The following is a 12,402-nucleotide window of genomic DNA, read 5'->3' as shown; positions in this document are numbered from 1 at the left end:
CTTCGCCTGAGCCTGGATCGAATCGAGGACGTCCCTTGATGTCCGCCCGGCGAATAATCCTCCTGATGCTCGTGACGGCGTCCGCGGCATTGGCCGACGCGGCCGGGCCCATCGTCACGACCGAAGAGCTGTTCAAATGGGGAGAGTACGACAGCATCATCCGGTCATTGGAACCGATGGTCGCCGACCCGGGCTTCCTTTCCCAGGCGACGAACCGGGCCGATTCCGCGGATCATGCGAAGTCCTTGCTTTACCTGGGGGTGGCCTATTACGCCAAGGGCCGGACCGATCGCGCCGATACGACATTGCATTCGGCCTTCGCGCTGGATCCCGGGCTCGAACTCGATCGTTTCTACGTGTCTCCGGCCATCGCCGACCATTTCCAGGCCCTTAAGACGGAGGCGGGGCATCGAAATCGGGAAGGGGAATTCGGCGCGGATGCGACGCCGAAGCCGCCAGCGGGAAACGGCCCTCGTCTCCGATCCCGGGCGGGGAAAAGCCGTGCCTGGCTTTGGTGGGGCATCGGGGCCGCGGCGATGACCGCGGCGGGCGGCGGGGCCTATTGGTACGCAATACAAACCCCGCAGCCGCATCCCCAAGTCACCGTCGTCGATATCCGGAACAAGCAATGAAGAGAATCCTGGCATGCCTGGCGATCGGCGCGTTATTGGCGCTGCTGGCTTCTTGCAATGTCGCGGAAAACCAGGATGCCACGCGCTATATCTCAATCCTGGCGCCCGATACCTTGCTGACCTTCGATACGGTGGTGGTGGTGACGATGGCCGCGGGCACCGATTCCGTTTTGGATACCCTCTGGAACGCTCCCGTCCGGGAAGTGTCGGAGTTGTCCAAGCTGCGCGCCGAACATTACCAGGGCGGCCCGGTGGACGTACTCATCCTGGGCGTTAGGGACGGGTGGGCGGGCTATGGCTTGAAGGTGGAGATACGCGGCTCCGGGCAGCCGCGCATCGACTCCGCGCCGGCCTGGGACAACCAGCCGCCGCGCATCAGCCTGAAGGGAAATGATTCCTTGCTCTTCTTCGAGGGACAACCCGTCCTCGACACTGGCGCGACTTGCGTGGACGATCATATCGCGTTGCCCCGCCTTACCGTGAGCGGAAAGGTGGACAGCTCTCGGGCCGGCGCCTATGCCCTGGAATACGCGTGCCGGGACCGGGCCGGTAACGTTTCCCGTCGCGTGCAATACGTCGCGATACGGCGATGGCCGGATACCCTGGCCCCCGTACTGCTCCATCCGGCCGACAGCCTCACTTTGTCCGCGGGCGCGGCCTTCGCCGATACGGGGTTCGCCTGCCGCGACGATCGCGATACGGGCCTGGTCCCCATCCGTTCCGGCTCGCTGGATACCCATTCGCCCGGGAGTTTCAAGCTCGGCTACCAATGCGCCGATTCGTCCGGGAACCGGTCCCCGGAATGGATCTGGCACGTGCGGGTCCTACCCTGGCCCGACATCCTCGCCCCCGAGCTCACTTTGGCTGGGCCCGAGAGCCTGACGGTAATCGAAGGCACGGCTTGGGCCGATCCCGGAGCGACCTGCCAGGACGCCCATGACGGGAAGCTGCCGGCGACCATCACGGGCGCCGTCGATGTGAACAAGCGGGGGGAGTATCCTCTCAGTTACGTCTGCGAGGATTCGGCGGGCAACCACTCTCCCACGCTCAAGCGCGTGGTGCGCGTTGTGCGGGCGCCCGATTCCGTAAAGCCCGTCCTAACCCTCAAGGGCCTCGATTCGGTGGCCACGTTCGACCATCAGGCCTATGTCGATTCCGGGAGCGCTTGTCAGGACGATCGGGACGGTCCCTTAGCCGTATCCATCGACGGCCAAGTGGACACCTCGGTACGGGGAAGGTATGTCCTTCGCTTCCATTGCGCGGATTCGATGAACAACGCCGCGGAGGCCGAGCGCGTGGTCCAGGTGGTGCGGCGCCCGGATGCCATCGCGCCCGTGCTCTCGTTGCGGGGCCCGGATACCCTCGTGATTTTCGATCATCGGTCATTTATCGATCCGGGTTCGGTATGCCAGGATGATCGCGATGGAGTGCTTCCCGTATCCGTAATCGGCAAAGTCGATACCTTACTTCGTGGCGGCTATCCCATCACCTATCGATGCGTGGATACGGCCGGGAACTCGTCCGAGAAGATCCGCCGTGTGCTCGTCCAGCGGATGCCCGATTCGGTGAAGCCGTCGATCACCCTGCGTGGTCCGGATTCCCTGGATTCGTGGGAGGGACGGCCGTACGTCGATTCGGGGGCGACCTGCCAGGACGATCGGGACGGGAACTTGCCGGTTGCCGTTGCCGGGACAATCGATATCCGCTCGCGCGGGACCCAGGTCTTGCGCTTCCATTGCGCGGATTCGATGAGCAATGCCGCCGAAGCCCACCGCGTGGTCCGGGTGGTTCGGTGGCCGGATGCCATCCCGCCCGTGATCTCGTTGCGGGGGCCCGATTCCCTCGTGATCTTCGATCATCGGCCCTTCTCCGATCCCGGCGCCGATTGCCAGGATGAGCGCGACGGCGCAGTGTCCCTAACCGTAACGGGGTCGGTCGATACCTTGGTGCGCGGCAGCTATCCGATAACCTATCGCTGCGCGGATTCGGCCGGGAATTCGGCCGAGAAGATCCGCATGGTGCTCGTCCAGCGGATGCCCGATTCGGTGAAGCCGTCGATCACCCTGCGCGGTCCCGACTCCTTGGATGCGTGGGAGGGACGGCCCTATGTCGATTCGGGGGCGGCTTGCCAGGATGATCGGGATGGAAGCTTGCCGGTGGCCATAGCGGGAGTAATCGATGTCCGCGTACGCGGGACCCAAGTCCTGCGTTTCGGCTGCGCCGATTCGGCCGGGAACGCCGCGCCGGAACGCCTCCGCAAGGTGAACGTCATCCGCGTCCCCGATCGGGTTAAACCGGTTATCGTCCTGGTAGGATCGGCCGCGGCGTCCATCCCGAAGGGGTTCGCCTACGCCGATTCGGGGGCGACCTGCCAGGACGACCGCGACGGCAGCTTGCCGGTGGCCCGCTCCGGGGCGGTCGATCCCTCCCTGCCCGGGGTCTACCCCCTGAAATTCGGCTGCGCCGATTCCGCAGGTAACGCCGCCGATACGGTAACCCGCATGGTTACCGTGCTTACGCCCCCCGTTCCGGTCCTGCCTCCCGCCGATTCGGTCAGGCCGTTGATCGCGCTGCGCGGCCCGGACAGCATTCCGGTGGTGGCCCTGGCCTACTTCGACGACCCGGGGGCCGACTGCATCGACGACAAGGATGGCGCCTTGCCCGCGGTCTTCGCGGGATTCGATCCGCCGACGGGGGCCGCCGACGGCATCTACCGCGCCCGTTATACTTGCACGGATAAGTCGGGCAACGTCGCCGAGGCCTTCCGGGTGGTGAAGGCAGGATTGTACGCGCCGAACATCCCGGTCACCCAAGACGCCTCCATCGATACCTTCTACAATTCGACGAACAATGGGTACACCGGCATGCTCGCCATTTCCCTCCCTTCGGATCAGTACTTTTCGCTATTCAAGTTCGATCTTTCCAAGGTGAACAAGGCCGGGCTCAAGTCGGCGAAAATCCGCTTCGTCACCTGGGCCCGGGGTAGCAGTTATAATTGGCCAGGGAAGGCGCAAGACTACTCCATCAAGATCTGGGCGATGAAGCGCAGCTGGACGGAAGGCACCGGAAACTGGTTCTACTTTGATGGCGCTTGGGAGAATACCGGGGACGACTGGTTCAGGGATTATTTCTTGCCTGATTGGGCGAAAAATAATTCCACCAATCCCGCCATATACACTGGAGTCTCCGGCGACGACAAGGATCTCGTGCAATCCCAGAACGCGTCCCTGATTGCCGCCCAAACCGTCCAGGTACGCTTTGATGCATCGTATGCCTTAACGATGAGCATGGCTCCACCCAAGGATTTGCGGGTCATCGAGATCGACGTGACCGATTACGTAAAGCGGACGGATCCGGCGCAGGATTTCGGGTTTTTCGTGACCTCGGAAAACGCCCCTGATCGAATCGGGATTCTCAGCAGGGAAGTGAACGACGGGGCATACGCCACCCGGCTAATGCTCGCCTATTGAGCCGAGCCGGGGCGAAGGCCCTATCCCGGTTGCCCGTTTTCGCCTTCGCGGGCTTCGGCCAGATAACGGAAAAAGGTGCTACGGCCGATCCCCAACAGGGATGCGGCTTTTTCCTTGTCCCCGCCGCACACGTCCATAGCCCGTTGCATATAATCCCTCTGGAAGCGGCGCGTGGCCCCCTCCAAATCCAAAAACTGATCCTCTCCCCCGGGAAGCTCCATGCGTAAGCGGGATCCATCGGCGAAAAGCGCGGCCTTGGCGACGGCATTGGCCAGCTCGCGTACGTTGCCGGGCCACCGGTAACGCGCCAGGGCGAACAGGGTTTCCGGATCGAATCCCGCCAGGCGCTTTTCCGGGTAGCGGGCCTTGGCCTTCTCGAGGAAGAAATGCGCCAGTAGAGCGAGATCCTCGCCGCGGTCCCGCAAAGGCGGCAAGGTGATGCGATGTTGGTTGATGCGGTAGTAGAGATCCTCGCGGAAGGCGCCTTCGGCCACCCGTTGCTTCAGCTTGCGGTTGGTCGCGCTGAGGATGCGCACGTCCACGCGCGTCTCGGTGGACTGCCCTACGGGGCGCACCATCCCCGTTTCCAAAACGCGCAACAGCATGGATTGCAAGGGCAAATCCATCTCCCCGATCTCGTCGAGGAACAAGGTCCCGCCGTCCGCGGATTGGAAAATGCCGCGTTGATCGTTCACGGCGCCGGTGAAGGCGCCCTTTCTGTGCCCGAACAGTTCGCTGGCCAGGATGTCGCCTCGCAAGGTACTGCAATTGACCACCAGGAAGGGTTTGCCGGCGCGCGCGCTACGGCGGTGGATGTACTGCGCGATCAAGTCCTTGCCGGTGCCGGTTTCGCCTTCGATCAACACCGAGATCTCGCTGCCGGCGACCGCGCGCGCTTCGGATACGGCCGCGCGCATCGGCGGGCAGGTGGAGATGAACCCCGGGTCCTCGCCTTGCGGGCCCAAGGCGGCGAGCAGTTTGCCCTGCATCCCGAGGGCGGCCACGTGATCGAGCAAGCTGCCCGCCACCAGGGCGAAGACCTCGAGCTCGGCCAGGGCCTGCGGGCCGAAGGAAACGGAAGGCCGGTTGGAACCGATATAGACGACGCCGGAGAGCCGTCCGGCGGTCAAAAGCGGGCAGCACATTACCGAGCGTAGCTTAAGATCGACCACGCTTTGCGATCGGCCGTATTCGGGATCTTCGAGGGCGTTGGCCAGGTACATGCCCTTGCCCTCGCTCAGCACTTTGGCCACAACGGTATCGCTGAACAAGGGTTCGACGGCATCGCGCGTGGAGACCGCCACCGCGGGCTTCCCGCCGGCGTCGAGGGTGAACAGAAGGGCCTCGTCGCCCCGGAAAGCCTCCAGCGAGAGGCGCATGACCTGGCGGAGCAAGGATTCGAGATCGCGTTCTTCGGCCACCAGGGCGCAAAGGCGCGCCAGACCGGGCGGGACCGCGCCTTCGGAGGAGAGTGCCGGATCCGCGCCGACGCTTTTATCCCCTCCGTCCGCGTCCTTCTCGATCAAGATCCGCGTTGCGCCCAACTCGATCAGATCGCCGGTGCGCACCTCGGCCGCATCGGCTCGCTTGGCGTTGAAGATGGGTTTGGCCTTGGGATCGAGGGAGTCGGCCCGGAAAGAGTCGCCGGTCAAGGAGAGCCGCAAGGCGAGCGGGGGGATGTCGGCGCCTTCGAGGACGAGATCGCAGTCGGCGCCGGATCCGATCAGGACGACGGAGTCCGGGAGGGGCCAGAGGCGGACTTTCCCCTTGGAGAAGATGCGGAAGCGGTACATGGCAAAAGAAAACTAGCCAATCGGGAAGGGCTTGTTGATGGAACATCCCTTGTTCATCCATCCGGACGTAAATCCTGCCGCATCTTTTTATCTTGCCGCCGGTGAGCGCGAAGGGCCTCCGGCTTTCCTATTACTCCTACGACAGCCCGGGCAATCCCTGGCTGTCCGGCGGCGGCGCCTTGCGCGATTTCGAAATCCTCAAGCGCCAGCGCCCCGACTGGGAGCGGGTTACCTTGTTCGTAGGCGCTTTCCCGGGCTTCCGGCCCGGCCTCCGCGACGGCCTGGAGTACCGGGCGATCGGGTTCGGCAGGTCCTACCTGCTTTCCCGCCTGGTCTTCACCGCGGCCGCCAACCTGCGGGTGCTTTTCGATCGCGCCGACGCCATCGGCAACAGCGTTTCCGCCTACGCCCCCTTGCTCGCGGGACTCCTTAGGCCCCGGCGCTTCTTCATGGTCGCCCATCATTACGTGGGCGGCCGTTCGGGCGAGAAGTATTCCTGGATGGGCCGCCTGGCCTGGTTGAGCGAATGGCTCCTGTACCGGTTCGGCCGCCGGCTCATCGTCAGCAACGGCGAAGTGGCCGCGCGGGCCCGGGCCTTGAATCCGCGCATCAAGGTGTTGCAAACGCAGAACGGCTTCGACAGCGAACTTCTGCGCCTCGCATCCGAAACGGCCCGGCCGCCGTTCCTCCTCTACCTGGGCCGCTTCGACATCTACATGAAGGGCCTCGATCATCTGGTGGCCGCCTTCGCGGCCTTGCCGCCTGGATCGCGCGGCGATTTACGTTTGGTGCTGGCGGGGGCCGCTTCCCCCCAAGCCCTGGCCGCCGTGGAAAAGCTAGTCGCCGGCGCGCCGGGCTTGCCCATCGAGTTGATCCCGAACGTTCCCGAAGCGCGCAAGCGGGAGCTGTTGCGCACCTGCTTGTTCTTCGTCAGCCCCTCCCGTTTCGAAGGCTGGGGCATCGCCGCCTTGGAGGCCAACGCCGCCGGCAAGGCGGTGTTGGCGACGCAAGCCGACGGCTTCCGCGACAGCCTGAAAGACGGCTATTCGGCCCTACTGGCGCCCGTTGACGATCCCGCCGCCTTCGCGGAAGGCTTGAAAACCTTGATCCAGGATGAAGGCTTGCGCAATCGTTTGGCCGGGAACGCCCGGACCTGGGCGGCGCGTTTTTCCTGGGAGGGGATCGCCGCGCGGGAACGGGAATGGCTCCAAGCGGAGCTGGGTTGATGGTTTCCCTGGCGGAAATAACCAATATTTATATTTCCTGAACCTGCCGACGCTTTTCCCGCCTCTTCCATGTGCTTCGCGTCGCGCAGGGCGCTATACTTGTACTCACCCGCCGAAGGAGACATGAACATGCCCCGATCCCTTCCCCTTCGCGTAATTTGCGTTGGCGCCGCCCTCAGCTTCGCGGGCGCGACGGAGTTGCTTCATTTCGACTTCAACGACACCGCCCATCTCGGCATCCAGGCGGGAAGCCTGCCCGCCGGAACCCTTATCGGGCTCGTCCAGGCTTCCGGTGCGGCCGGGAGCGCCGACTTCCGCGGCGGGGTGGTGAAGCTGCCGGATTTCCCCGGGCCCCAGGGGCCGTTCTCCATCGAGGCGCGTTTCCGCATCCGCAGTTACGGGCCCGAGGATAGCCGCTTCGTCTCCGATATCCTGAATACGGGCACGTGGAATAGCGACCCGCCCGAAACCGACGGCACTCCGACGCAAGGCTTCGTCTTCCGGGTGGGCGGCGGGTATCTCTACCCGGTGCTCCCGGAGAGCAGATATGGCTCCTCGGCGGAATGGGCCGAAGCGCAAAGGGCCTGGTCCAATATCGATCGCGGGAGGCTTTCGGTATGCTTCGCCGACTTCGTCATCGCCCGCCGCGACGATCCCGACAATTGGAAAGAGGCCCCCTCCGACGGCTGCGTCCAATTGGGGGCGTGGACGCATATGGCGGCCGTATGGGACGGGAGTAACATGCGTCTTTACCTGAACGGCCTGGAGGCCACCGATACCTTGCGCTTGCAAGGCGCCGGCCGCCCCCCTCGCATCGACAGCGTCGAAACCGCTTTCGTGGGCGGACGCAAGGATCGGTCCTGGGACCCGCGCCGCTTCGACGGGGACATCGACTTCGTGCGGATGGAAGACCGGGCCCTGACCCCGGAGGAAATCCATGCGCGTTACAAGGATACCTTCGTCCCGGAGCGGCGTGATTCCCTTTGCGTGGGGGTAGCCGTGCCGGATTATCCGGAAGCGGGCAGGGTATGCCAAGGCCGCATCAAGGTGGCGATCAAGATCTCCAATCACGGCGCCTGCACCGACACCCGCTTCATCGCCGGCTTCCTGTCCGGGGACAGCGTCGAGATCGAGCTGTCGAAAAACCCGTCCTTCGATCCCGTGGAAGTCCGGGCCCGCTTCGCCATGCTGTCCTTCGAACTCGGCGCGGATGAATTGGGGTCCCTGGCGGCGTATAACGGCCCGATCTATTGGCGCGTCCGCTTGGTACCGGCGGTTCCCAAGGGTGGGGCGGCCAAGCTGGCGGCCGGCAAAGCGGCTTTAGCGAAGAAGGCGGTGGCAGCGGACTCGGCGACCACCGCTCCCGAATGGAGCCCCTCGCGGCCCCTTATCCTGGACATGGCGGCGGCGGCGCTTTCCCGGCCGAAGCCGCGCCTGGTGCGCGCGGAGAAGGGCTTGCTTTTCCGGAGCCTTACCGAACCCGCCCTTTACGATCTGGCAGGCCATCGCATGCCGGCGCGTTTCCGTCGCCTACCCGATGATGCCGGGACCTGGCGTTTGGAAGGGACGCCAGCCGGCGCGGGAATCCTGTTGGCCCGTTAGGCTACTGGGGCGCTGGCGGATTTGCGCTTCTCCAGCCAATAGAGCGCCCCCGCTCCCGCCGCGAGCAAGAGCAGGCATAGGGCGGAAACGGCCATCCCTTTCCTGAGCCAGGGAGAACGGTAGGTCAGCGACACCGTGTGGTTGCCGGCGGGAAGTTGGATGCCCCGGAAGGCGAAATCGGCGCGCAGCAAGGGCGCGGGCTTCCCGTCCACCTGTACCTGCCAATGGGGGAACCAGAGCTCCGACAAGACCAACAGCCCTTCGCTGGGGGCGGTAACCGACCAGGAGGAATGGTTATAGTCCTTGTGCTCGAGCCGGATGGCGGCGGCCGGTTTACCCGTATCCGCCGCGGCGGCCTCGGGCTGAGGGCGCGGCGTAAGGCCCGATCCGGAGAGGAAGGCGATCTTGCGCGGGTCGAAGCCGGGCGCCTTCATGCGTTCCATGGCCTCCGCTTCGGGCACGGTATCCCAATAGGGCACGAACCACGCCCGCGGCAGCACGGAAGTATTCGGGGCCAAGCGCAGTCCGCCTTCCCCTTGCAGCCGGTAGCCCAGGTACTTCACGTTCAGCATGTCCAGGAATACGCTTCCCGAAACCGTTCCGTCCGGATTCTGCTTAAGCCCGGCCATGAAGTTCGGGTTCTGCTGGTAGTCCCCGCCGCGGTACTCGCGGTAGAGCCGGTATTCGTTGTCGGTCCAGCCGTCCACGGTCTCTATCTCATGGAAGTGCATCACCGAACGTTCTTCGGCGCCCGGCAGGTCGAACACGCGAAAGGAGGACGTGTCCGCCTTGAGGTAATCGATGGCGGGCTCGGAAGCCAGGAAGCGTCCCGGATCGTAGGTCATGATGAAGTTGGAGTCCACCCAGATCAGATCCACGCATGTCACCGCCAACAGGGCCAGGCCGAAACGCAAGGAGTCGGGCTTTTGCAGCAGCCATTTGCGCGTCGCGAAGACCAGCATGCCCAGCAGCGCGCCGGCGCGGATGGCGCCCAGGGAGAAGGCGGATTGCGAGGCCGCGCGATTGGCCAGGTTGGGGAGCGCGTCGCCGCCGAAAATCCCGTCCCACATCCCGTATACGATGCTCGGCGCGAGACCGGAGAGGATGAGGACGCCGGCGATGCCGAAGCCCACCTGGGCCAAGCGCTTGCTCCAACGCGCGCGCGTCTCCGAAGGCAGGTTCCCGCGCGTGAGGCGCGACAAGGCGTCGGCGCTCATGACCAAGAGCGCGGTGGCCAGCCAAAAGAGCATCATGCTGGGGGCGCGGAAGTTCTTGATGCCGGGCACCAGGGAATAGAAGAGGCGGAACAGGGGCGTATGCGCGCCCAATCCGAACACGATGGCCAAAAGGCCTATGCTCCCCCAAAGCCAGAACCAATAGCCCTTTTCCTTGCGGTACAGAACCAGCCCGAGGATGCCCAGGAACAGCACCGACAGACCGGGATACTCGGAATTCAGCTTGAAAGGGTTGCGCCCCCAATACTTCTCGTTGATTCCTCCGAACTCGGGAACGATCAGCGAGGCCGTCTCCTCGGGGTGCATCGACCAGGAGGTGGCATGCTCATAGGTCGTCTTCTCCGTCGACCCGCGTACGCCATAGAACTTGGTCCATTGCGTGGGGGGATAGAGCACGAAGAAGGCCATCCCGAGGCCAAGCAGGATGGGGACCCAGAAGCGGGCGGCGGTCATGACGGCGGAGCCGTAGGCCTTTTCCTTCGCCAGTTGGAAGGTGCGCCAGGCCCAGACCACGAAGTAGCCCATCAGGACGTAGTACAGGAATTGGGGATGGAAAGGCAGCATCATCAAGGTGACGGACAGGGCCAGTCCCAGGAAATGGCGCAGCTTGGCTTCGCGCTGGAGGCTGCGCAACAGCAGGTACAGCGACAAGGGTAGCCAGGTCATGATGTAGAACTTGCCCGTATGCCCCGCGTGGATGTGGGAGATGAAATTGGTATTGAGCATGTAGGCGGCCGCCAGGGCCACGGACAACAGCTTGTCGAGCCGGAAGAAGCGTCGCACCAGATAGTAGGCGCACAAGCCCGCGATCAGCACGTGGAAGACGAACATCCACGAGATCAAGGTCTTGATGGGCAAGATCATGCCGAGCAGGATGAATAGGGGATAGGCGGTATCGCCGAAGCCGGCGTCGAAGCTGGGCATGCCGCCCAGCTCGTAGGGAAGCCATTGCGGGATGATCCCGTGCTTCAGGGCTTCGAAGTAGAAACGCCACGAAGGCGAGCCCAATTGATCGGAAGCGTAGAGGGCCTGGCCCGGCGAGAAAAGGAAAGCTCCTTCCGATTGGGTCGGCAAGGCGAAGGGAATCAATCCCAGCAGGATGACGCCGAGGAGCGCCTTCCAGTCCTCCTTGAACCAGGCCGTTTTCTCCTTGATGAATCCCGCCATCATGTCCCTCTCCGCGGCCATCCGCGCGGCGCTGGAGGCGCCATTTAAGGCCCAAGAAAGTAGGAAAAAGGGATCAGGCCGGCGGCAGCACCCGCTCGAGGTCCGGCCAGCCGGAACGTTCCACGATCCAGGCCAGGCGTTTTTCGCCGGGGTCGATGTAGGCCCGGAATTGCGGCAGCCCTTTCACCCGGGACAGGAAGCAATAAGCCCCCAATGCCTGCATGATGCGCTGCGCGGCCGCCAAGAGGAACTGCCGGTACATCTCGTCGAAGGGGAGCGGGTTGAGGGACTTCTGATGGTAATAGCGCAGGAGCTCGTCGATGTCCGCGTCGGGCAAGAGCACGTAGGGATCGAGAAGCAAGGACGCGAGATCGTAATAAACCGAGCCCAGGCGGCTCCCCTGGTAATCGATCACCCGCACGGTCCCGTCGAACTGGATCATCAGGTTCTGCGATTGGAAATCGCGATGCATGATCGATTTGGGTTGGCCGTCCACGCGCCGCGCCAACTCATGGAACACGGCGTCGAGACGGGCGTCGTCCGTGGCGGAATAGGCGATGCCCCGGTGTCCCAACAGGTATTGGGTCTTGTAATAATCGGTCTCCCAGAGGAGATCATGCTCGTCGAACAGGCGCGAGCGGATGTCCGGGCATTCCTGGTGCCATTGGAAGCAACGGGTTTGCAGGTCGATGAGTTGGTTGATCACCTTGCTATAGAATTCGGTGGCGGGCCCGCCGTCCTTCACCAGATCGTAGAGCCGGCGATCGCCGAGATCTTCCAGTAACACCTGGTGGGCCGCATCGTCGATGCAATAGACCATGGGGACGGGGAAATTCATCAGGCGATAGAATTGGGTGATGCGGAGGAAGCGCCCGAAGTCGGCATCGTCGGGCGGGGAAACCAGGACGATGAAGGATCTCAAGCCCATGGCCATCCGGTAATATTCGCGCCGCGAGCCTGCCGAGCCCGCGAGGTCCAATTTCGCATCGGGACCGAAGCCGTAACGGGCGAGGAATTTCGCCAGCACCGGCGAGAGTTGTTCGTATCGCAATTCCAAGGTTCCTCGCTTTTGGTGTAAGGCATCCCGACAAGGCGGGCTTTTCTTTACAGGCCCGAAACGGCCGGAAACCGGGCCACCCCCATAAATATTCTAAAAAAGCCTTAACTCCATGCAACCTCGTTTGGCACGTTTCTTCCTGAGGTATATGGGCGTACTCGTTCCGCAAGGATACGGGCACCACACGAGGGAAAGACGGGATCTGCGAGGGTCCCGTCTT

7 protein-coding genes are annotated in these 12,402 nt (G+C 63.5%); 4 read left to right on the top strand and 3 right to left on the bottom strand.

Going from position 1 to position 12,402, the window contains the following annotated elements; translation table 11 throughout:
• Positions 1 to 38: 38 nt before the first annotated feature.
• Both JF616_04095 and JF616_04090 read left to right on the top strand, forming a co-directional pair.
• A complete protein-coding gene (locus JF616_04095; GenBank protein ID MBW8886921.1) occupies positions 39 to 632 on the top strand; it encodes a hypothetical protein in 594 nt (197 codons plus the stop codon).
• Positions 629 to 4,102: a DUF5011 domain-containing protein gene (locus JF616_04090; protein ID MBW8886920.1), complete on the top strand. Its 3,474-nt coding sequence runs from the start codon at positions 629 to 631 to the stop codon at positions 4,100 to 4,102. Before JF616_04095 ends, JF616_04090 begins: the two co-directional genes overlap by 4 nt.
• Before the next feature lie 20 nt (positions 4,103 to 4,122).
• Here the strand turns inward: JF616_04090 and JF616_04085 are convergent, their stop codons facing one another.
• Positions 4,123 to 5,895: a sigma 54-interacting transcriptional regulator gene (locus JF616_04085; GenBank protein ID MBW8886919.1), complete on the bottom strand. Its 1,773-nt coding sequence runs from the start codon at positions 5,893 to 5,895 to the stop codon at positions 4,123 to 4,125.
• Positions 5,896 to 5,996: 101 nt separating this feature from the next.
• Between JF616_04085 and JF616_04080 the strand changes: the two genes are divergently transcribed.
• Positions 5,997 to 7,121 carry a glycosyltransferase family 4 protein gene (locus JF616_04080; GenBank protein MBW8886918.1) on the top strand — a complete coding sequence of 375 codons (1,125 nt, stop codon included), beginning with the start codon at positions 5,997 to 5,999 and terminating at the stop codon, positions 7,119 to 7,121.
• 129 nt (positions 7,122 to 7,250) lie between these two features.
• Positions 7,251 to 8,723, top strand: a complete 1,473-nt coding sequence (locus tag JF616_04075; protein MBW8886917.1) for a LamG domain-containing protein — start codon at positions 7,251 to 7,253, stop codon at positions 8,721 to 8,723.
• Here the strand turns inward: JF616_04075 and JF616_04070 are convergent.
• Positions 8,720 to 11,128, bottom strand: coding sequence for a YfhO family protein (locus tag JF616_04070; GenBank protein ID MBW8886916.1), 2,409 nt, complete (start codon positions 11,126 to 11,128; stop codon positions 8,720 to 8,722). The genes JF616_04075 and JF616_04070 overlap by 4 nt on opposite strands.
• 70 nt (positions 11,129 to 11,198) lie before the next feature.
• Positions 11,199 to 12,176 carry a phosphotransferase gene (locus tag JF616_04065; GenBank protein MBW8886915.1) on the bottom strand — a complete coding sequence of 326 codons (978 nt, stop codon included), beginning with the start codon at positions 12,174 to 12,176 and terminating at the stop codon, positions 11,199 to 11,201.
• Positions 12,177 to 12,402 lie beyond the last annotated feature (226 nt).

This window comes from Fibrobacterota bacterium (genome assembly GCA_019509785.1).
In the GTDB taxonomy this organism is placed as follows: domain Bacteria; phylum Fibrobacterota; class Fibrobacteria; order UBA11236; family UBA11236; genus Chersky-265.
This window is presented reverse-complemented; position numbering and strand designations above follow the sequence as displayed.

Bases quoted from the DNA above. Each gene is read 5' to 3' on its own strand.
- JF616_04095 (MBW8886921.1), top strand. From the start codon at position 39: ATGTCCGCCCGGCGAATAATCCTCCTGATGCTCGTGACGGCGTCCGCG.
- JF616_04090 (MBW8886920.1), top strand. From the start codon at position 629: ATGAAGAGAATCCTGGCATGCCTGGCGATCGGCGCGTTATTGGCGCTG.
- JF616_04085 (MBW8886919.1), bottom strand. From the start codon at position 5,895: ATGTACCGCTTCCGCATCTTCTCCAAGGGGAAAGTCCGCCTCTGGCCC.
- JF616_04075 (MBW8886917.1), top strand. From the start codon at position 7,251: ATGCCCCGATCCCTTCCCCTTCGCGTAATTTGCGTTGGCGCCGCCCTC.
- JF616_04070 (MBW8886916.1), bottom strand. From the start codon at position 11,128: ATGATGGCGGGATTCATCAAGGAGAAAACGGCCTGGTTCAAGGAGGAC.